This is a genomic window from Porphyromonas somerae, assembly GCF_022845615.1.
Taxonomy (GTDB): Bacteria; Bacteroidota; Bacteroidia; order Bacteroidales; family Porphyromonadaceae; genus Porphyromonas_A; species Porphyromonas_A somerae.
Genome location: NZ_AP025559.1, coordinates 758,445 through 780,280, shown reverse-complemented (window position 1 = coordinate 780,280; position 21,836 = coordinate 758,445). Strand labels below are relative to the sequence as shown.

Genomic DNA, 21,836 nt, shown 5'->3' with positions numbered 1-21,836 from the left:
TCTCTGACTCACTTATCAGCAAGGTACATAAAATTGAGAAACCAACTCCCTTTTTTTGCAAACGACTACTTTCTTTTGAATGATTCATCTCTTATCTTAATATTGAAGTTCTCTTCGGCAACATTAATCAGTTCTTCCAACGCTTCAGTCCAAACAGTCTGCCTAAAGAGTTGCTCCTCCAGCTCTCGCTTCCTCTTCATCAATTCAGCTATGGTCTTCTCATTTTCTTCGCCTCTGCTCTGCTTACTCAAACGGTCCTTGCCACGTTGTGGGCGCCACCTTGCTGTTTCTTTCTCATTGCTTCCATCTCCACATTACTTTTATTTCAAATCCATAAAAACGTGATTGAGTCGTCTTTAATAGGGGGTGCCTTAGACTGGTTTGGAGTAGATCTTACCACCTTCACTCTGGAGAGGGTCCAGACGAGAAGCGACATAACGAAGAAGCGGGGAGCCTGGAGTCGCCATACGCACTTCATCATCAGAGAGTAAAATCAAGCCATCTAGTGCCATCGCCTCCATCTCTTTTTCATTAAAAGCAGTTGCCCCCTTCACCTCTTCCGGAGTTAGTTGAAGTCTTTGGGCAAGGTCGCTCCACGAGATGCGCTCATTGCACATAAAGGTGGTGATCACCTCTCGAATAATTCTTTGTTCCCTAGTAAGCAGCAGACCACGATCAATAGGTAGGTGACCCGACTTGATGGTCTTAAGGTAAGTAGGGATATCCTTGGTATTCTGCACATATGCCGAAGTAAGCTGTGAGATAGCCGACACTCCAAAAGCATAGACCTGCCCTGTAGTACGACGTGTGCAGTACCCCTGGAAATTGCGGTGTAGTGTTCGTTCCACCGCCGCTTGATGAAGCTCATCCGAAGGAAGGACAAAGTGGTCCAATCCTATCTGTAGATAGCCACTATCTAGGAGCAGCTTCCTAGCACGCTGATACATCTCTTCCTTGACCTCCGAAGAGGGTAATCCCCTCTGCTCTAAGATCTTTTGGGCAGGGAACATTGATGGGACGTGTGCATACGAAAAGGTGACTAGCCGACTAGGGTGCAAAGCAATGGCTCGCTTGATAGTCTCCTCAAAACTCTCCACCGTCTGCAGTGGCAAGCCATAGATAAAATCCAGATTAAGGGGCACTCCATAGCCCGACATAATCCTTTGCACCTCCTCTATCGGGAGGAGGGGTGGCATGCGATGAACCGCCTTAAGCACCTCAGGATTAAAGTCCTGCACCCCCAAGCTCACCCTTGTAAAGCCAAGAGAAAGCAACGCCTCATACCCCTCACGCGTCAAGTGACCAGGATGGCACTCAATAGCGATCTCTGGCTTTTCAATCACCGCAAAGCGAGAGGTCAATCTATCAATTACCTTACCCAAAAGTCTTGGATCGGCAAGGCTCGGGCTTCCTCCGCCAAAGTGTATCTGTGCAATATTACGAGAGCTATCAATTCGCTCAATCACCCTATCTATCTCACTCAGCACCGCCTCAAAGTAGACATCGTCATCCCCCTCCTTACATTTGAGGTAAGAATTACAGCCGCAGTAAAAGCACTTCTGTTCACAGTAAGGAAAGTGGATATAAAAAGAGAGAAGCGACGGCACCTCATCATTAGACTGCTCCACAGCCTCCAAGAAATCTCGCTCCCCGACACCAGCATGAAAGAAATTGGCAGGGGGATAACTAGTATACCTAGGAACAGGACGATTGTACTTATCTAATAGCGGAATCATCTATTACTTTCTTTGGATTGTAAAACCATATATATAGCGTTGTGAGTAGCCCCATTACTAGTGAAAGGGTAAATAGACCTTGGTACCCAGTCACATCGGCTACACGGGCAAAGGAGATAGAGAAGAGCATAGAGCTCAAGTGAGTCACCACGATTTGGAGAGTAAAATCAGTCCCCTCCCTACCCGATCGCACCAAGTCCATACTAGTAGTATAGACCAAAGTGGAAGCCATCCCGTAGGTAAGCCATACCGACCCAATAGCCACAAATATAAAGGGGGTATGCTGTCCAAGGAGACCTCCATTATAAGTGATTAAAAAGAGCGTAGCGGTACCTACAATCAGTAGCGACACAAGTCGCCTCATCCACTTTCGGCCCAGATACTTCACCCCGAGTCCCGATAAAAAAGAGCCTAGAATACCCATAGCGGTACCACAGATACCCACGATAAAACCAATCTCCTTCATCTCATATCCAAAGTCCACCATCATAGGGCGAAGGTTGGAAAGCAGACCGATGATACCAGTGTAAAAAAGGAGTAGAAAAATGACATGCTTGTATATCCCCTTTTGCGTGAAGAAGGTGAGCATATCCTTAGGTCGTGCTATAGGACGCTCCTTTTCGGCTGTTGGTTGGAGCTCAATTCCTTTATTCTGCAAAAGTGGTATCAGGGCAACCAACACAAAGAGTGCCACCCAAGGCAACATATGGTGCCACCCCAGTTTGTGAAAGAGCACCAATAGCACCCCACTACCCACCATACTACCGGCAAAGGAGCCCATCGACTGCATGCTATTAATCAATCCACGATCACTAGGGAGAAAAGAGCGAGCCGCCAGCGCATCGGTAGCAATATCTTGAGTCGCCGACATCAGGAAAGCAATAAAAATCAACCCTATGACCAAGATTGGAGTAGTATCCAATTCAAGAAGTGCCACTACTAAAATAATCAAAGCATAGAGTATCTCCGAGACCACAATCCACCGCTTGTAGTCCAGCACCTCCTTAGTATGCCGGTCCACCAATGGCGACCAAAGGAATTTAATAATCCACGGAATCTTAATCAGCTTAATGAGCGCAATAGCGGTGAGCGAATAAGCTCCTTGTCGCATAAGTATTGGTAATACTGCGGCAAAGAAGCTCATCGGCACCGATTGCGCAATGTAGAGCGAAAAGAAGGTGAATAGGTTGTAAGACTTTTGTCGCCCCATTTAGCCTTAGAAGTTGAGTTCTACAGTCACCCCAGCTTTAAGAGGTGCACCTGGCTTACCCATATTCCTTCCACTTTGGGTGTAGAAGTAGCCTAAGTAGTAGCTATTCAATAGGTTGGTACCCCAAAGTGTACAAGTAAATCCAGCACGCTTAAAAGATAGAGACGCATCTAGGAGCTGGTAGAAGTCCTGCTTTACCTTATTATCCTCATGCCAATACATATCACCGATACCTCTATAACCGAGGTGGATAGTAGCACTATCTAGCAACTGACCCTTGAAAGGAATCCGATATTGCGTATTCACTGCCAATGTATGCTCTGGCACAAAGGGGAGATATTTACCCCCAAAGTCAATCCCCTTATCCGTTACATAGTCAGTAAACTTCGCATTAGTAAAACCGTATGAAGCCGAGAGCCCCCATTGCTTAGTCAGCTGAGCATCCAGTGCAGCCTCCAGACCGATACTTCTAGAAGCACCTGCGTTATAGGTAACTTGGCCTGTTACAGGAATTATTTTACTCAGTTGTTTATCTCGCGTTGTCACCGCAAAGGCCACCAACTCTGTCGTCAATCTACCAGGAATGATCTCACCCTTAGCACCGACCTCATAATTCCAGCTATGCTCGGCATCGTAAGAGCGATTTTCCGTACCCACATAGACAGTATTGAAGCCTCCCGTCACATACCCCTTAGTTACTGTAGCATAGACCTGAAAGTCTGGCACTATAAAGTACTGAAAAGAGACCTTAGGACTTACTTGGACGAAAGGAAGGGAATTATCACTCTCCGACTTCTTGCCATTTTTATCCTCCGAATAGGCTAGTCGGCTTTTCTCGTAATCAACACGGACACCCGCTTCTATCTTAAACTCCTCCGAAAGAGAGAACTTACTCTGGTGATAAAGTGCAGCGCCCCAAGTAAATTGATCATTCAAACGCTTGATGAGCACCGACTTAGGCTTATTTATCGTCACATCCACATCCCTATTGATCTGCTGTTCAAATGCAAAAAGGCCAAAGCTCCAATTGTACCAACCCTCATTTTTACCAATCATAGAGAGCTCCTGTGAGAAGAGACGCTGCTTCTCCTTTTGTAAAGCATAGTAAAGGTCTTTAGGAGAACCATCTTGATCCACATCATAGCTTGCATTCACGATATGCGAAGAGAGCTGCCCTTTGAGCAAAAATTGATCACTGTGGTAGGACGCAGAAAGGCCACCATCGTAGATCAGGCGAGTGTACTCACTAGGGTGATCCAAACTAATCGTAGGCACCTTCATCGTCTCCATATCTACAGTACCATAGGTAAAGGCACCCTGCTTTACATAGTCTACACTCTGAGTGAGCCTATAGAGTGTATTCTCATTAGGAGAGTACTCCAGCTTGGCATTCACTCCGCCCTTATCGGCTTTATCGGCACTTGAGTCATCAAAACTATTTACAAGATACCCCCCTAGATGCTGATAGTTACCTGCAATAGAGTAAGCCCAGTGCGTACCCACCCGAGCTAGTCGAGACGCATCTACACGCACTTCATTGAAACGACCGTAGCCCACTCTAACTTTATTCCCTTGGTACTTAAATGGTGAACGAGTCTGCATCAAGATCACTCCGCCAATGGCATTTCTACCAAAGGTAGTGCCTTGTGGTCCTCTAAGAAACTCTAGCTGCTCTACGTCGTTTAAGGAAAGATCAAATGTCGACTTCTCAAAGTGAGGAATACCATCCACATACATCACCACCGCGGGTTGTAGCTTCGAGCCAATACCACGCACCAATACCGAAGAGGTATGAGGAGTATCACGATCAATCATAATGAAGTTGGGCACCATTCCAAGCACCTCCTTCACACTATTGACATTCCGAACCTGTAGTTGCTCAACTCCCAACGAGGTAGAGCTAATCGGTTCAACGCGAAGCTTAGACTGCTCCTTAATCCCCATTACCACTACATCCTCTAGTGAATAATGCATCCACACTGAGTCCAAAGGAGTAGGTCCTAGGTTAACTGGTTCATTGGCATAAGTAGTTAAGGCTAGTGCGCTTATAGTCACTGCTAACAGAGAAGATCGCCCTCTCCATAGTTTAGAGCTTATACGTTTCATTTTGATTCAATAGTAAGTATAGATTCACTTTATGACTTATAATTCTTCTTAGAATAGTTAAACTTTCGCAAAGATACCTCTTTTTACGCAAGTTACACGAGATTATTCGAAAATAGGCTCCAAAACATACATATTGAGAATGTTGCACGAGGTGCCATTCTCGCACATTTGAAGCAAATGTGCTGATACTTTGCACGAAGGATGAGATGCAAGGCAACCGTTAGGGTGCGAAGGTACCTAAATAGGCACTGAGGATAAGACCGAAGGGAGCGTACTCACGTACGTGACCGTTGGCGAATTCCGAAAGCAACATTATGTACCTTGGCATCCTTACGGAAGCCTAGGCGCAGCAGATCGCCTTCGTGCAACTGTCTCATATTGTGAAGGAGTAGATACTTAATCTGGTACCAGCTAACCACTAAAAACAAAAAAATGCGCGATGGTAGACTTTTGCTACCACCGCACATCTGTTTTGCAAGTTATTCGTCCTTATTACTGAGCAATAATTGAGTCAGTAGGACAAGCCTCTGCACAATTACCACAATCAATACAAGTATCGGCATCAATAGAGTAGATATCACCCTCAGAAATTGCCCCTACAGGACACTCGTCAATACAACTTCCACAAGCGATGCATGAGTCTTGAATAAAATGTGCCATAATAAAAATGATTGTTTCTTAATGATTAGTTAATTATTTGCCACAGCAAAGATACCAATAAATAGGTATTCACACATAGTTTTCAAGCAGAAAATACAGTTTTCCCTCATACTTTATGGGTAGAGCCCCTATTTTATAGCCCTCAGTTACCCATATAAATCTGATCTATATATACGGTGTATATGAGTATTGACAGAAAAATCATCAATTACCATTCGACCCATTGTCTATTGAACCACATTATTTATAGGACAAAGATGCCATCTCTTGCCCTCCATAAAACCCCTATACTAGTAGGGTAAAAGTTGAGATGCGACTAAGCAATCGGCGAGATGCAACTCGGCAAATGCTTAGTTGCAACTCGCCGATTGCTTAGTTGCATCTCAATAAGTGCCTTTCAGTCGGTTGCAAATGAAGCTTCGGGTCCCCATTATTGCTAAATTTTCACTCCGTTTCGCGGCATTTATTTCTAGAAAGTGAGTGTTCCATGGGGATAAGAACAGCTCTGGCGCCAAACATGCCCGATAAATAAGAGCCCTCATAGTGCCCACCACTAATAGATAACCACGTGATTTTTTAGGTTGTATAGAGCACCGATCTCAAAATTTATTTATAAGTTTGCTTATCAGTTATGGGGAGAAGGATAGATTACATTTTTTATATGAGTCGTACGAAAGAGCGTTTATATTTGAGGGGTCTTGGTACTGCCCTTGTCACTCCCTTCAAGCAAGATAAAAGTGTAGACTATGACGTACTGGAGCGTCTAGTAGAGCGACAGATAGTGAGTGGTGCCGATTTCTTGGTAGTTTTGGGCACTACTGCAGAGACTCCAACCTTGAGCGAGGAGGAGCAAGACAGGATTATCCACACTTGCGCCAAGGTGAATAATGGTAGGGTGCCAATGGTGGTAGGAGTGTCGCATAATGGCACACTAAGGGTGATCGACCGCCTAAGAAGTATGCCTCGGGATGGCGTGGACGCAGTATTGGTGGTATGCCCCTACTACAATAAGCCGTCGCAAGAGGGTCTGTACCAACACTTCCGGGCGGTATCAGAGGCTTCTCCATTGCCCATTGTGCTCTATAATGTACCAGCTCGCACCTCAGTGAATATGTTGCCTGCCACCACTATTCGGCTAGCTAATAATTGCCCAAATATCATTGGGATTAAAGAGGCGAGCGGTATAGTAGGCCAAATTGATGCTGTATCTAAGCAGCGCCCAAAGGGCTTTTTTGTGCTAGCAGGCGATGATACTATTACTTTCCCTCTTATGACGATGGGTGTGGATGGGGTGATCTCGGTGATTGGCAATGCCTTTCCGCGTGAGTTTGGACGGATGGTGCACTTAATTGAGGAGAAGCAGTATGATAAAGCTCTTAAGATACATCACTTCTTTAAGGAGCTTTTCACCCTCCTTTTTATCGATGGCAACCCAGCTGGGGTGAAGTGTGCCATGGCTGAGCTTGGACTACTGGATGAAAACCTACGGTTGCCTCTTGTGGAGATGCAAAGCCCTAATAGGGAAGCCATGATTCAGCTGATAAGTGACATGCGTAGTGATAATTTTTTGAATGAATGTATGGAATAATGCCATTCAGGCATATAGATAATTAGTTTTATGGGAAGAGATAATGGTGCACTGAAGCTGAGACTGATCATCATGAACTTCCTCCAATTTGCAGTTTGGGGAGCATGGTTGATTTCACTAGGTGCTTACTTAGGGGGAACGTTACACTTTACGGGGCTACAGATAGGTAGTTTCTTTGCTACTATGGGAATTGCCTCTATTTTTATGCCCACATTGATGGGTATCGTGGCGGATAAGTGGATTCCAGCGGAGCGACTAATCGCCTTGTGTCATTTATTTGCAGGTGTACTGATGATTTATGCGGCTCAGAGGGTAGATTATGCTGGTCTTTACAGCTTTATCCTCTTGAGTGTCTGCTTTTATATGCCTACTCTTGGGCTCACCAATTCTGTGGCATATAGTAAGTTGGGGGAGGCGAATCTCGACGCTGTGAAGCACTTTCCCCCCATCCGAGTATTCGGCACCATTGGGTTTATTGTGGCGATGCTGATTGTAGATTGGACTGGAGCAAAACTTACCCACGTACAGCTATACATCTCTGCTGGGCTCTCTTTTGCACTGGCACTCTATATGCTTACGTTCAAGCCCACCCCTATCGTCAAGGTAGCAAGCTCTTCTAGTAAAGGACTTGTAGCAAAGCTAGGGTTCGAAGCCTTTAGGCTATTTAAGGAACGAAGGATGGCTGTATTCTTTATATTTAGTATGTTGCTAGGGATCTGCTTACAGATCACCAACGGCTTTGCCAATGATTACTTGGTGAATCACTTTGGAAGTATGGCAGAGTATGCCGATAGTTTTGGAGTGAAGTACTCGAGTACCCTTATCTCACTATCGCAAATATCTGAGGCACTTTGCATCTTACTCATCCCCTTTTTCCTAAAGCGTTTTGGGATCAAGGTGGTGATGCTAATCAGTCTCTTCGCTTGGGTACTGCGGTTTGGCTTTTTAGGTTTAGGTGACCCCGGGAGCGGGGTTATATTCCTCATTCTCTCGATGCTTGTGTATGGAGTAGCCTTTGATTTTTTCAATATCTCGGGCTCTCTTTACGTAGACCAGAATACCGACATTAGTATTCGTAGCAGTGCTCAGGGGGTATTCCTGATGATGACCAATGGTTTTGGCTCTTTTATTGGATCGTATGTAGCTGGTTGGGTGGTAGATGGATATGGATACCCCAATTCGTGGTTCATCTTTGCCACCTATGCTCTAATTATTACCATTGCGTTTTATTTCTTATTTCATGACAAACCAAAAACAAATAACACCTATGGACAATATGCTTGATCTATTGCGGACACGACGCTCAATCCGAAAATTTGACGCTAAGAAGGAGGTCCCGCATGAGACGTTGGAAAGGATTATAGAAGCGGGTCATATAGCCCCATCGGCATGCAACCGACAACCATGGCATTTTTATCTCATTCGGAGTGAAGAGGCGAGAAAGAAGATTTGGGCATGCTACGATAGGGAATGGGTACAAGGGGCCTATGCCTATGTACTCATCACCGGTGAGGTAGATCAGTGCTGGACCTACCCTGATGGTGTGGGGGATACTTCGCTGTATACCGACTGTGCCATTGCTACTACTAGCATGATGCTTCAGGCATGGTCCGAAGGGGTTGGAACCCTATGGATTTGTAATTTTGACCGTCCTAAGTGCTGCGAGCTTTTTGGCTTAGATGTAAATGTACGCCGTCCTATCAGCATTTTAGCGATAGGCTACCCTGAGGTAGATCCGAATACTCTGCCCTTTAAGAGAAAGGAGCTGGATGAGGTTTTGACCGAGCTCTGATTTTTACACACAAACAACATAAATACTATGAGAACACTTACTCGCTCCGAGGTGGCAGTACTAGAAAAAAATAACTGCCGCTCGGAGCAATGGGAATTGGTAAAGGTCGCAGAGACTTTTGACCCAGAGAGCTGTAGAGATGTACAATTTTCAGGGAGTTGTCAGATCGGCGACTTATCGGGTAGTAGGGTGAATGAGTACGGCATTGCTGTACAGAATGGCATTAGGTCGGCAAGTATTAGTGAATGCAAGATCGGCAATGGTGTCTGCATTGATCACGTCCATGATGTTATTTCGAGATACGACATTGGGGACAATGTAACAATTAGCAATGTAAATGTAGTGGCGATGAAGGGAAGTAGCACCTTCGGGATAGGTGTACGTGCTTCTGTTCTGAATGAGACAGGGGGTATGGAGGTGCCAATATCTAGAGATTTAACGGCACAGACTGCCTATATGTTTACGCTAATTGGTCGGCAAGATGGTACTCTTCGTGGGTCGTTAATTGATTTAGTTGACCAAGAGGCAAGGGAGGCGGAGTCGGAGAGAGGAATCATCGAAGAGAGTGTGTCGATACGTAATTGTGGTTCTATAGTGAATGCCTACATAGGGGCACACGCTAAGGTGGAAGGGGCGACATTTCTTGAAAACTGTAGTCTCTGCAGCTCTGCAGAACACCCTATCGAGATTGGGTACAATGTGATGGGGCGTGACTTTGTGGCCTCTCTGGGTGCGAAGATAGGCGGAAGCTCTATTATTGAGCGCTGCTTCATAGGGCAATCTTGCCACATAGATCATCTATTCTCGGCACACGACTCGCTGATTTTTGCCAATTGCAATTTGGAGAATGGAGAGGCGTGCGCTATTTTTGCTGGGCCATTTACCGTTTCTAGCCATAAGAGTAGCTTGCTGATTGCAGGTCACTTTTCATTTCTTAATGCCGGAAGTGGTTCTAACCAAAGTAACCACCTTTATAAGCTGGGGCCGATCCACCAAGGCGTTGTAGAGCGTGGGTCTAAAACTAGCTCGGACTCTTATATCTTATGGCCATCGAGGATCGGGGCTTTCACCCTGATTATGGGTCGACACGTGCATAATGTAGATACCACGGATTTTCCCTTTAGTTACTTATTGGAGGATGACAATAGGAGTTACTTAGTGCCAGGACGCAATCTGCTAAGTGTGGGAACTATGAGAGATGCCAAGAAGTGGCCAGCTCGCGACAAACGTCCTGAGACGATTCGCCCTGATTGTATCAACTACAACCTTCTGAGTCCTTTTACTATAGGTAAGATGGAGCGTGCATATAATAAGCTACTTTCGCTGAAGAAGTTTCTGGGTGGGCACGAGCACGTCTATGTCTACTACAATCTCTTCATCAAGCCTAGCAGCCTAGAGAAGGGACTACAGATCTATAAATGGGGGATTGAAAAGTTTATCGGCAACTCTTTGATTCAAAGGATTCAAAATAAGTTTGGAAATGAGGCGATCGCTTCAGAGGAGAAGCTACTAGAGTCTCTAGTACCGGACCATTCTTTTGGAAAAGGGGAATGGATTGATGCTAGCGGTATGATCGCTCCACTTGGGTGCATTCAAGAAATCGTTGGAGAAATTAAAGGGAAGCAACTGAAGTCGCTCCCCGAGATTAATCATAGGATTCGAGGATTGCACAAGCTGTACTATGAGTATGAGTGGGATTGGAGCTTCGATCTGCTTTGTCGTTGGTACGATATTAATGAGGATCATCCACTAACCATTGAGCTTATTCGCTCGATACTTAAGGACTGGATTGATGCTGTATTAGCGATTGATGATGCATTGCTGAATGATGCGCATAAGGAGTACAACATCATCGGTCGTGTCAATTTCGGAGTGAAGAATTCGGATATGCAGACGACTACCTATACCGAACAGATAGAGGCAGAATATGCGGAAAATCCTATCGTATTATCCGTGCTTGAGCATATCTCACGAAAAAAGGAATTGTATGCAACTACCCTAGAACAATTAAATGGAATACTTTGTTAAAATATAGGGCAGAGCGAAAAAGCACAGCAAATCTTTCAGAATGCCAATTAAAAATGGTACCTTTGCAGTCCATTGATATGATTGATAGTCAATGGGAAGGCATTTATAAGCATTCCAATAAGTTTATAACGAACTAGAAAGATATATAAAGATATGACTAAAGCAGAACTTGTAGCCGAGATCTCGAGAAAGACAGGTCTCGAGAAAAAGCAAGTCATGGACACTGTAGAAGCATTGATGGATGTAGTGAGTACAAGCCTAGCATCTGGTGAACCCGTATACCTCCGTGGGTTTGGTAGCTTTATTATTAAGCAACGTGCTGCGAAAACCGCTAGAAACATTACTCAAAATACGACAATCCAATTGCCTCCACGTAAGGTGCCAGCATTCAAGCCCTCTAAGTCATTGACTGTAAAAGTAGATAAGAAGAACGCCTAAACTACTGGTTTAGGTAAGTAGATAATAACTAATATAAACATTTGTATTATGCCAAGCGGAAAGAAAAGAAAAAGACATAAGATGGCGACGCACAAGCGTAAAAAGAGACTGCGCAAGAACCGTCATAAGAAGAAGTAATATCGAACGTATTAGTGAGGACTCATTTTGATATACTTCACTAATGGGTGGTTTCTAGTACGAATGCTAAAAGCTTAGTAGTGGGTGGCTAGTAGCCTTCCGATACCAGAAATAATAAGCTCTGGGAGATGTGGCTTTTTCAATCTGAATAGCGACAGCTCTAGGAGCTTATTCCTTTTTTAGGCATTTTGCTAGATATATTTATTAATCATTTATTACCAGATTTCGAGTGAAAAGTGAATTGATCATTGATGTTAGACCCAAGGAGGTCTCCATCGCTGTATTAGAAAACAGCAGATTGGTAGAGCTCCAAAGAGAGAAGCAAAATATTGCTTACTCTGTGGGCGACATATACCTCGGCAAGGTAAAGAAAATTATGCCAGGACTGAATGCGGCATTTGTAGATATTGGTCATAAGAAGGAGGCCTTTCTTCATTACCGAGATCTAGGTGCTAACTTCAAGACGGCTAAGAGCTTTATCCAAGCTGCGAGGAAGTATGGCAAAAACTTTTCTCCCGAGAGAGTAAAATTGGAAAAGGAGATAGACCGCTCTGGATCTATCGCTGATATGCTTCAGCAAGGCGAGGAGCTGATGGTTCAGGTAACCAAAGAAGCTATCTCCACTAAGGGTCCTAGAATCTCTACCGAGCTATCATACGCTGGTAGGTATCTAGTGCTAATCCCATTTGCTGACAAGGTCTCGGTTTCTCAAAAGATCAGTCAGCCTGAAGAGCGCGTGCGGCTTAAGCAATTGATATTGAGTATCAAGCCAAAGAATGTATCCGTAATCGTTCGCACCTCTGCACAAGGTGTAAAGGTAGCTGAGTTGCACCACGAGCTAAGATCTCTGGTAAAGAAGTGGAGCCAGACAGTCGAAAACCTTAGCCGTGAGCCACAAAACAACCAGCCGCAAGAAGCTAAAGGTGGTAAAAAAGGAGGCAATAACACCCCTGATGTATACATGCTACATCAAGAGAGTAATCGCTTGCTAAGTCTTTTGAGAGATACTTACAACTCCAACTTTAAAGACATATACATCAATGATAAGTCTCTTGTGCAAGAGACTCAAGATTATATTGAGCTTATTGACCCAGGGCATGGCAATATCGTCAAGCTCTACGAAGGGAAAAGGCCCATATACGACTATTTTGATGTAAGCAAGCAGATTAAGCATTTATTTGGGAAGACTGTTACCTACAAGAGTGGTGCCTACCTAGTGATTGAGCAAACTGAAGCGATGCATGTGGTAGATGTCAATAGCGGGAATAGATCTAGAGGTTCTAAGCAACAAGAGGACACCGCTGTTGATGTCAATCTGTCGGCAGCAGAGGAGATAGCAAGGCAGATGAGATTGCGCGACTTAGGTGGTATTATTATCATAGACTTCATTGACATGGCTCAAGCAGCAAATAGACAGAAGCTTTTTGAGCAAATGAATGAGTATATGAAAAATGACCGGGCCAAGCATACCATTTTACCATTGACCAAGTTCGGTCTCATGCAAATAACCCGTCAGAGGGTTCGCCAAGCAACTCGCATTGAAACAGAGGAAGTCTGCCCAACTTGTCATGGTAAGGGACAAGTTCAGCCCACTCTATTCTTTACTGATGAAGTGGAGAAGATGGTTAACCAGTTGACGAAAGAGGAGGGTGTTAAGAAGTTTAGCATCCATTTACATCCTTTTGTGGCTGCCTACTTAACCAAAAAGAAGGGCTTCTTAGGAGGTTCTATCCTGTCCTCATGGCGTAGCAAATACGGGAAAGGCATAGATATTATCGCCGATGAATCATTAGGAATGCTAGAGTATGAGTTTTATGACTCTGATAAGAATGAGCTTTCCTATATGCTGGATACGGATGATGAGGATCCTAGCCTAGAAGATTAACAGTAAAAAGTTTCCAATTTACTCTTAAGGAGAAAACAATTAAAAGAGAGGTAAGTTCAGACTTACCTCTCTTTTTTCTACTTATAGAGAATGTTGCACGAAGTGCCATTCTCGCACATTTGAAGCAAATGTGCTGAGACTTTGCACGAAGGATGAGATGCAAGGCGCTGAGGATGAGGCTGAAGGGAGCGTACTCACGTACGTGACCGAGGCCGAATTCCGAAAGCAACGCCGCAGATCGTCTTCGTGCAACAGTCTCTTATAAGTCAAGAAAAGGAGGGGAACAAGCTCCCCTCCTCTTAATTACATTCGTGTAAGATACCGTAAGGTATTACAACCGCTTAACATACTCCTTTTGCTCCTCAGGCTCGGGTAGGAAATCCTCACAGTCATCCATGTAAGCAATCACATCGCCCTTACGTACATGAGCACCTTGGTCGGCTACAATCTCACGGATACGTCCAGAGATACCAGCCTTGACATCTACGGTATAGAGTACATTGGTCTGGATAAAGCACATCTTGCTACCAGCTCTATAAGAAGTACCAACTGCTGGTGCAGCAGACTGATCCTCAAAGTCTAACTCCCAGAATACCTGACCACTTGCAGGAGCAGTCACAGGGATGTAATTCGCCCTCACGAGCTCTTTAACATCATCAGCTGTATAACCCTTTTTAGCCTGATCCTCGGCACGTAGTTTAGCCAAGTCTGCCTCAAAGCGCTCTTTAGCTACGCCACTCTTATAGTCGCGATACTGCTGTTCGTGCATTGCCAATTCGAATAGCTCCTCATCGTCCTGACCATAGTCCCAACCCTCTTCATCCATGATCTTACGGTACTTATCCAGCTCATCTGGGTAGTAGTCTTGTGGGTTGGCATCGGTAAACTCCTCGCCCTTCTCCTTAGCTAGCTCTATAATCTCTGGAGCCAGGGTGCCTGGTAGCTTGCCAGACTTTCCTGTGATCATACCCCATGTATTCTTATCAATAGCCTGCCAACGTCCTTCGCCACGCTCCATATTAAATACATTCATTAGGGCAACGTTCTTGACATACTGGCTAAATGGAGTTACCAATGGTGGGTTACCCAGCTTTGGCCATACATATTCTACCTCCTTAAAGAGTTTCACCATCAAGTCATCAATGGTCAGCTCAGGCTCATTATTTTGCTTATGATACATATTGATCGCAGAGTGGATACCCTTTAGGTCGGCCATCATAGATCCCATCATACCACCTGGCAATCCACAACCCACGAGTAGAGAAGAAGACTGTAGATTACCAAAGTTTGTAAAGTAGCCCAAGAAATCATCCAAGAACTCCTGAGTCATACTCCTTACTTTCATATATGCATTCATATTGATTTCAGGCACATCAAAGCCATCAGCCTTGAGCATCGCTTGTATGGTAATTACATCAGGGTGGATTTTACCCCAAGCTAGTGGCTCTACTGCACAGTCAAGGATATCAGCACCAGCACGAGCCACCTCTAGCATAGAAGCAGGAGAGAAACCAGGACCAGAGTGGCCGTGATACTGTACAATCACATCAGGATTATACTCCTTAATTGCCTTAACCACCTTACCAAGAAGAGTAGGCCTACCAATACCAGCCATATCCTTCAAGCAAATCTCAGGAGCACCAGCATCGATCAGTTGCTTAGCGATACCTGTGTAGTACTCAGCGGTATGGATAGGTGAGTGAGTAATACAAAGAACAGCCTGAGGGATCATCCCTGCCTCCTTGGCATATTGGATAGAAGGGATAATGTTACGTACATCATTAAGACCACAGAAGATACGAGTAATATCGACTCCTTGTGCCTTTTTCACCTTGTACATCAAACGCCTTACATCAGCTGGTACAGGGTACATACGAAGTGCGTTCAAGCCACGGTCAAGCATATGTGTTTGGATGCCCGCCTCATTAAAGGCTTTTGTGAAGGCTCTTACTGCCTTATTTGGGTTTTCACCATAGAGTAGTTGAACTTGTTCAAAAGCTCCACCATTAGTCTCTACACGTGCCCAGCACCCCATCTCCACGATGAGTGGTGCCACTCTAGCCAATTGGTCAGCTCTTGGTTGGTATTTACCAGAGCTCTGAAACATATCTCGGTATACGAGACTAAACTTAATAGATTTCTTTGCCATATTCAATGCTGCATCTGTTAGGTATTTATATAGTTTATATTATCACGTTTATAATTTCTTCGCTGCCATATCACTGAGGTGTGAACGCTCACCCTGCACAAGATTGACGTGACCAAAGAAGTCCTCTCCCCTCATTCTCTCAATCATATAAGCAAGACCATTGCTCCTACTATCAAGATAAGGGCTATCAATTTGATGCACATCACCAGTGAATATCATACGCGTATTATCACCAGCACGCGTAATTACCGTCTTTATCTCCTGAGGAGTTAGGTTTTGAGCCTCATCAATGATACAAATTACATTAGAAAGGCTACGCCCTCTAATATAGGCAAGTGCCTCGATCACTAGCTTCTCGCTCGAAAGCATATCTTCCAACTTTCTCACTTGGCTAGAGTTCTCACCAAACTGAGCCTTAATCACATTAAGGTTATCAAACAATGGCTGCATATAGGGCATAATCTTCTGCTTGTAGTCACCAGGGAGAAATCCCAAGTCTTTATTGGCAAGCGAAACGATCGGACGAGCCAATAAGATTTGCTGGTAATCCTCTTCCTGTGCAAGTGCTGCTGCGAGAGCGAGTAAAGTCTTTCCCGTTCCTGCTGTACCTGTCATTCCAATTAGGGATATTGACTGATCAGCTAGGAGATCAAATGCCATTGTTTGCTCCGCATTTCTAGGGGTAATACCCATAAAGGTCCGTTTTTCAATGCGGCGAACGCTCTCTCCAGTACTTAAAGTCCTCACCAAGACCGAGCTCTGTGGGCTTTTGAGAATAAAAGTTTGATTGGGAATAGGAGCAGATGGCAATGATAGCTCACTTACTGGCAGACCTTCATTACCAGCACTATATAATGAATCAACCACTGCTGGGTCATCCACTTCCACCTCGCTAAAGTCGGAAGTAGAGATATCCTCCACATCCACCTTGTCGGTAGTATAATCCTCGGCTTTCAATCCTAATGAAAGAGCTTTGATCCGTAGATTAAAGTCTTTAGTCACCAGTATTGTTGGTAGGTCAGAGTGCTCAGAGAGAGTAAGTGCTGCAGATAGTATCCTATGATCATTTAGATCTTCCTTAAATACTTCTGATACCTTACTGTGATGCTGCCCACTAGTTAGTATAAATACTTTACCTCCGTCGGCATTAATAAGCACCCCATTTTCCTCAATCTTGACACCATTTTCCTTAGCAGAAGAGTCAGCCTCAGCACCACCAATGATTTCATTAAGTGTGCGAGTAAAAGCCCGAGCATTAAAATTGATTTGCTCGTAACCTTTTTTAAACTTATCCACCTCCTCCAAGACAGTAATTGGTATGTATACATTATTGTCCTGGAAGTTATTGATACACTTATAATCGTGAAGTATCACGTTGGTATCCAACACATAGTTTTTTTTCGCCATAGTTTATCTCCTTTCACATAGTTATGTCATTCTGGTGGAAAAGTGTTTTTTCATCTCCGCAACACCGACATTACTTCGATATTTGTTATCACTACAAATGTACCTAATTATTTTACAATAACGACATAACCCCCTAATTCTTTTTTCCACCCGACCAATATATGGTAGAGAAAAAAGAGAAGAGGTACATCGTAAAGAACGATATACCTCCTCATTAATACTATGTGTAATGAAGCTTTTGCTTATTGCGCCGCATCCATTTCGGCCATTTTGTCTTCCATACCAAGATTATAGTACACATTATAAAGTGCGGTACGGAATTGAGAATTCTCTGGATCTAAGTTGTGTACCTTCTCTAGGTAAGGCAAGGCCTTTGTATAGAAAGACTTTGCCTTCTCAAGAGCAACAGTATACTTATCTTGATCGGTGATGTTATTGGCCTCATTGATGGCATCAGCACCTTGGTTGAAGTAGACCTGTGCAAGGCCATAGATAGCCTCTTTTGAGTCAGGATTTAGCTCCACTGCCTTGAGGTAGTAGCTCTCACCAGTCTTATAATCCTTCTTACCCTCAGTATAGATCTGCCCCATAGTAGAGAGTACTAGTGGATTAGTTGGGTCCTTCTCCAATAGTTGATTTAGGAAAGTCAAAGCTTGGTCATTCTCACCCTTAATGATCAAAATATTGGCAAGGTTGGTCAAGAATATTGGCTCTTGTGGGACTACGTCAATAGCCTCTTTAAGGGTATTCTCGTAGCTAACAGTATCACCAGAATTGATGTACTGAAGAGCGAGAAGCTGGTATACCTCATTTTGGTTAAATGGGACGTCTTTAATGCGCTTCAATTCCTCAATGGCAGCAGTAGTATTATCTTCCATCTGAGTAGCAGCATAGGCAGAGAAGAAAGCCACCTCCATGCTTAATGAGTCAGCAGTAGCGACTGGAGTACCCTCAAACATTGGATGATTCTTCATCTCACCGAATTTTGAGAAATACATATTGGCCTTCTTAAAGTCGCCACTTTGTAGCCCTTCATTACCTGCATTAATCAACTGCGTATAATAGGTGCTCACAGCCTCACGAATCTTCTTCTCAAACTTAGGTCTCACACGGCCCTTATCATTGGGCTGATGATCCAGCTCATACGCCTTCTCATAATAATTAACCATGTCATAAACAGGCTTGTAGAACCCTGCCTCATCCACAGCCTCACCTAGTTGTAGCTTAATAAAGCCTTTCTCTACAGCCTTCTCCTCTACAAATCCAGCCACATACCATGCGTGAGCCGAATTAGCGGTCTCTGGGTTTTCCAAAGTGGTCTTGATTAATTGTCGAGCTGCATTGATATCAGCCTTATCACGCTTCACGGTACGCTCTACCTCTTTTACCACTTTCTCTTGTGCAAAAGCTGGCACTACTAAAAAAGCACCTAGCAAAACAGACAGTGTACCTAAGAAAAATCTCTTCTTCATATCTTCTAATCTTTTTATTAGTAATAATATTTATTCTCTTTTACTTCTCAATAGTATGACCCTACACGGTCGGTAAGGTTTAATCAATTACTCCTGGTCAGAATCGTGATCTGCATGATCATCTGAGAACTCGCTATCATCTATATCCGCACCATCAGCTTCGTAAACACCTTCGTCACGCTCCTCCACTTCAGGCTGCTGCTCCTCTTCTGAGAGCACTCTACAGGTACTAGCTATCTCATCGCCACGCTTTGAGAGGTTGATCAGCTTCACACCTTGAGTATTTCTACCAATCACGGAGATATCTTTCATACTCGTTCGGATGGCCACACCACTCTTATTAATAATCATAATATCGTGTGCATCCGTAACGCTATGGATTGAGACCAGTTCTCCAGTCTTCTCAGTTATCTTAAGAGTAATAACTCCCTTACCTCCTCTATTTCTCAGAGGATAATCCTCAAGGCTAGAGCGCTTACCATATCCATTTTCAGAGATCACCAAGATTGTCTCCTCCTCTGGCTTCTTAATGCATACAGCTCCGACCAGCTCATCACCGTCCTCTTCCAAACGCATTCCCCGTACCCCCATAGACGAACGTCCTAGAGGCCTAAGCACACTCTCAGAGAAGCGTACAGCTCTACCCTTTCGACTTCCCAATACAAAGTCGCACTTACCATTGGAGAGCATCACGCTCACTACCTTATCATCGTCACGTAGCTTTATCGCTATAATACCAGACTGGCGTGGCCTTGAGAAATCCTTAAGTCTTGACTTACGTACCAATCCACTCTTCGTGAAGAAGGTAAGATAATGGGTATTTACAAATTCCTCGTCAGTAGTTAAGTCTTTTACTCTTAGGACTGCATTAACTCTATTATCGGCATCCAAATTGAGAAGGTTTTGAATTGCTCTTCCCTTAGAGTTGCGAGCTCCTTCAGGAATCTCAAATACGCGAAGCCAATAGCACCGACCCTGCTCTGTAAAGAATAGCAAAGTAGCATGCATAGAGGCACTGTAGATATACTCCACGAAGTCCTCATCGCGAGTATCGCTACCCTTAGCCCCTACTCCACCCCTACTCTGAGCGTGAAAGTCGGCAAGTGGTGTACGCTTGATATATCCCATATGAGAGATGGTTATCACCATATCCTCATCGGCATAGAAATCTTCTGGATTCATATCGGCAGTAGCATAAACGATATCACTTCGTCTATCATCTCCATACTTTTCAATGATTTCGCGAAGCTCATCACTGATGACGCCATAAAGAAGATTTTCATCAGCAAGCAGGCTCTTGAAATAGGTCACTCGCTCCGACACCTCATCGTATTCAGCATGTAGCTTTTCTAGCTCCATACCTGTCAACTGACCAAGACGCATCTCTACAATAGAGCGTGCCTGAATTTGTGAAAGGTTAAAGCGAGCCATCAGCCGCTCAATAGCATCAGACTGCTTTTCCGAGCTCTTAATGATCGCTATTACCTCATCTATATTATCAGCAGCTATGATTCGTCCTTCGAGGATATGGAGCCGCTCCTCTGCCTTTCTCAGATCGTAGGTAGTACGCCTAGTTACCACCTCAAAGCGGTGCTTCACAAACTCCCCAATTAAGTCCTTAAGGTTCAACAATTGAGGACTGCCATTGACAAGTGAAATATTATTGACGCTGAACGAGCTCTGCAATGTAGTCATCTTGTAGAGCTTGTTGAGTACTACACCAGCATTGGCATCTCGCTTGATATCAATGACAATGCGCATACCTGTCTTACCACTCGATTCATCCTGCACATTGCTGATCCCGTCAATCTTTTTAGTGGTGGCAAGGTCGGCGATACTCTTCACCAAGTCCTTCTTTATCACATTGTAGGGGATCTCTGTAATTACGATCTGCTCGTGCTGACCATCTACCTCTATCTCCGCTCTACCACGAATAACGATTCGACCCCGTCCGGTCTCAAAAGCCTCCTTCACTCCTTGGTATCCATAAATCGTACCACCGGTAGGAAAGTCTGGAGCCTTTACGTACTCCATAAGTTCTGCCACAGAGATATCGCCACGCTTATCAATATAGGCCAATGCCCCCTCAAGCACTTCTTTCAAGTTATGAGGAGCCATATTAGTGGCCATACCCACAGCAATACCCGATGCACCATTCACCAAAAGATTTGGAATACGGCTAGGGAGCACAGATGGTTCCACAGTAGAGTCATCGTAATTGGGCACCATATCTACCGTCTCCTTATTGATATCAGAGAGCATCTCCATAGCCAAAGGAGCCAATCTACTCTCCGTATATCGCATCGCAGCAGGGCCATCACCGTCTACTGAGCCAAAGTTACCATGAGGGTCTACTAGCGTGTAGCGCATACTCCACTCCTGTGCCAAGCGCACCAGAGCGAGATATATGGAGCTATCGCCGTGGGGGTGGTACTTACCCATCACATCACCCACAGTACGAGCACACTTCTTATAGGGCTTATCAGGGGTATTTCCCAACTCATTCATCCCATAGAGGATGCGCCTATGTACAGGCTTAAAGCCATCACGCACATCAGGCAATGCACGGCTCACTATCACAGACATTGCATAGTCGATATACGCCGACTTCATCTGCTCCTCTAGATTTACCTCAATTACCTTTCCCCCCTGTTTATTTTCCTCTTGCATCAGTATCTAAAAACTTTTTCGACTCTTATCAACCTATGTAACAAGTATAAATCGGTCAAAAACCAATTCATCATCGCCACAATTCTTTAGCCAAAGGTACAAAAAAATTACAACTAAGCCTACATTATAAGTCAAGAGATCCGGGATTACACATTGAGGAAGCCAAACATCAGGGCTCGACTAGCTACGAATCCATTTTCCCTTACGAGGCACTCTGCAATCCATAATTTTCAAACCATGAAATTAGATGGAAATCCAGACAATATTGGGTCACAGATACATTCATCACAACCAACTGGATTTCAACACTATACCAAAGTGCTTGCCGAGATGCAACTAAGCAATTGGCGAGATGCATCTCAGCAAATGCTTAGTTGCAACTCGCCAATTGCTTAGTTGCATCTCGACTTTTGCCCTACTAGCATAGAGGTTTATGGAGGGCTTGGGGCAGGCTCTCCTCTGACTTGGTTGCCACAACAAATCGGATCGCCTAGTAAGTCCTTACCCATAGACACTCAGTGCACGGTAAAACACCAGAAATACCAGAAAGGGAGGAT

Annotated in this window: 15 protein-coding genes; 6 read left to right on the top strand and 9 right to left on the bottom strand. The window is 44.3% G+C overall.

Annotated features, from left to right (window positions below; all coding sequences use genetic code 11):
* Positions 1-65: 65 nt before the first annotated feature.
* From MWL85_RS03265 to MWL85_RS03245, 5 genes are all read right to left on the bottom strand, one after another.
* A complete protein-coding gene (locus tag MWL85_RS03265) occupies positions 66-251 on the bottom strand; it encodes a hypothetical protein (RefSeq protein WP_244401401.1) in 186 nt (61 codons plus the stop codon).
* Between the two features lie 120 nt (positions 252-371).
* Positions 372-1,736: an oxygen-independent coproporphyrinogen III oxidase gene (gene hemN, locus MWL85_RS03260; protein ID WP_244401400.1), complete on the bottom strand. Its 1,365-nt coding sequence runs from the start codon at positions 1,734-1,736 to the stop codon at positions 372-374.
* Positions 1,717-2,946 (bottom strand): MFS transporter, encoded by a 1,230-nt coding sequence (locus MWL85_RS03255; RefSeq protein WP_244401399.1) that lies wholly within the window; start codon positions 2,944-2,946, stop codon positions 1,717-1,719. Before MWL85_RS03255 ends, hemN begins: the two co-directional genes overlap by 20 nt.
* Before the next feature lie 6 nt (positions 2,947-2,952).
* On the bottom strand, positions 2,953-5,001 hold the full coding sequence (locus tag MWL85_RS03250; RefSeq protein WP_244401398.1) for a TonB-dependent receptor: 2,049 nt from the start codon (positions 4,999-5,001) through the stop codon (positions 2,953-2,955).
* A 543-nt stretch (positions 5,002-5,544) separates the two neighbouring features.
* On the bottom strand, positions 5,545-5,712 hold the full coding sequence (locus tag MWL85_RS03245; protein WP_018028853.1) for a 4Fe-4S ferredoxin: 168 nt from the start codon (positions 5,710-5,712) through the stop codon (positions 5,545-5,547).
* Positions 5,713-6,373: 661 nt separating this feature from the next.
* Here MWL85_RS03245 and dapA point away from each other — a divergent pair.
* The 6 genes from dapA to MWL85_RS03215 all read left to right on the top strand — a co-directional run bounded on the left by dapA (position 6,374) and on the right by MWL85_RS03215 (position 13,581).
* Positions 6,374-7,300 (top strand): 4-hydroxy-tetrahydrodipicolinate synthase, encoded by a 927-nt coding sequence (dapA, locus tag MWL85_RS03240; protein WP_244401397.1) that lies wholly within the window; start codon positions 6,374-6,376, stop codon positions 7,298-7,300.
* A 30-nt stretch (positions 7,301-7,330) separates the two neighbouring features.
* On the top strand, positions 7,331-8,584 hold the full coding sequence (locus MWL85_RS03235) for a nucleoside permease (RefSeq protein WP_244401396.1): 1,254 nt from the start codon (positions 7,331-7,333) through the stop codon (positions 8,582-8,584).
* On the top strand, positions 8,568-9,092 hold the full coding sequence (locus MWL85_RS03230) for a nitroreductase family protein (protein ID WP_244401395.1): 525 nt from the start codon (positions 8,568-8,570) through the stop codon (positions 9,090-9,092). Before MWL85_RS03235 ends, MWL85_RS03230 begins: the two co-directional genes overlap by 17 nt.
* A 27-nt stretch (positions 9,093-9,119) precedes the next feature.
* Positions 9,120-11,120 carry a DUF4954 family protein gene (locus tag MWL85_RS03225; RefSeq protein ID WP_244401394.1) on the top strand — a complete coding sequence of 667 codons (2,001 nt, stop codon included), beginning with the start codon at positions 9,120-9,122 and terminating at the stop codon, positions 11,118-11,120.
* A gap of 153 nt (positions 11,121-11,273) precedes the next feature.
* The gene (locus MWL85_RS03220; RefSeq protein WP_018028847.1) at positions 11,274-11,558 is read left to right on the top strand and encodes an HU family DNA-binding protein; all 285 of its coding nucleotides are present in this window, start codon (positions 11,274-11,276) and stop codon (positions 11,556-11,558) included.
* Between the two features lie 367 nt (positions 11,559-11,925).
* Entirely contained in the window at positions 11,926-13,581 is a 1,656-nt protein-coding gene (locus MWL85_RS03215; RefSeq protein ID WP_244401393.1) for an Rne/Rng family ribonuclease, read from the top strand.
* A gap of 331 nt (positions 13,582-13,912) precedes the next feature.
* On the opposite strand, the gene MWL85_RS03210 is transcribed toward MWL85_RS03215, so the two are convergent.
* The 4 genes from MWL85_RS03210 to gyrA all read right to left on the bottom strand — a co-directional run bounded on the left by MWL85_RS03210 (position 13,913) and on the right by gyrA (position 21,279).
* Positions 13,913-15,730 carry a biotin/lipoyl-binding protein gene (locus MWL85_RS03210; protein WP_244401392.1) on the bottom strand — a complete coding sequence of 606 codons (1,818 nt, stop codon included), beginning with the start codon at positions 15,728-15,730 and terminating at the stop codon, positions 13,913-13,915.
* Positions 15,731-15,778: 48 nt separating this feature from the next.
* On the bottom strand, positions 15,779-17,137 hold the full coding sequence (locus tag MWL85_RS03205) for a PhoH family protein (protein WP_021903844.1): 1,359 nt from the start codon (positions 17,135-17,137) through the stop codon (positions 15,779-15,781).
* 242 nt (positions 17,138-17,379) lie between these two features.
* Positions 17,380-18,609, bottom strand: a complete 1,230-nt coding sequence (locus tag MWL85_RS03200; RefSeq protein WP_018029008.1) for a tetratricopeptide repeat protein — start codon at positions 18,607-18,609, stop codon at positions 17,380-17,382.
* An 87-nt stretch (positions 18,610-18,696) separates the two neighbouring features.
* Positions 18,697-21,279, bottom strand: a complete 2,583-nt coding sequence (gyrA, locus tag MWL85_RS03195) for a DNA gyrase subunit A (RefSeq protein ID WP_244401391.1) — start codon at positions 21,277-21,279, stop codon at positions 18,697-18,699.
* Between the last annotated feature and the right edge of the window lie 557 nt (positions 21,280-21,836).

Bases quoted from the DNA above. Each gene is read 5' to 3' on its own strand.
- hemN (WP_244401400.1), bottom strand. From the start codon at position 1,736: ATGATTCCGCTATTAGATAAGTACAATCGTCCTGTTCCTAGGTATACT.
- MWL85_RS03255 (WP_244401399.1), bottom strand. From the start codon at position 2,946: ATGGGGCGACAAAAGTCTTACAACCTATTCACCTTCTTTTCGCTCTAC.
- MWL85_RS03245 (WP_018028853.1), bottom strand. From the start codon at position 5,712: ATGGCACATTTTATTCAAGACTCATGCATCGCTTGTGGAAGTTGTATT.
- dapA (WP_244401397.1), top strand. From the start codon at position 6,374: ATGAGTCGTACGAAAGAGCGTTTATATTTGAGGGGTCTTGGTACTGCC.
- MWL85_RS03235 (WP_244401396.1), top strand. From the start codon at position 7,331: ATGGGAAGAGATAATGGTGCACTGAAGCTGAGACTGATCATCATGAAC.
- MWL85_RS03230 (WP_244401395.1), top strand. From the start codon at position 8,568: ATGGACAATATGCTTGATCTATTGCGGACACGACGCTCAATCCGAAAA.
- MWL85_RS03225 (WP_244401394.1), top strand. From the start codon at position 9,120: ATGAGAACACTTACTCGCTCCGAGGTGGCAGTACTAGAAAAAAATAAC.
- MWL85_RS03220 (WP_018028847.1), top strand. From the start codon at position 11,274: ATGACTAAAGCAGAACTTGTAGCCGAGATCTCGAGAAAGACAGGTCTC.
- MWL85_RS03210 (WP_244401392.1), bottom strand. From the start codon at position 15,730: ATGGCAAAGAAATCTATTAAGTTTAGTCTCGTATACCGAGATATGTTT.
- MWL85_RS03205 (WP_021903844.1), bottom strand. From the start codon at position 17,137: ATGGCGAAAAAAAACTATGTGTTGGATACCAACGTGATACTTCACGAT.
- MWL85_RS03200 (WP_018029008.1), bottom strand. From the start codon at position 18,609: ATGAAGAAGAGATTTTTCTTAGGTACACTGTCTGTTTTGCTAGGTGCT.
- gyrA (WP_244401391.1), bottom strand. From the start codon at position 21,279: ATGCAAGAGGAAAATAAACAGGGGGGAAAGGTAATTGAGGTAAATCTA.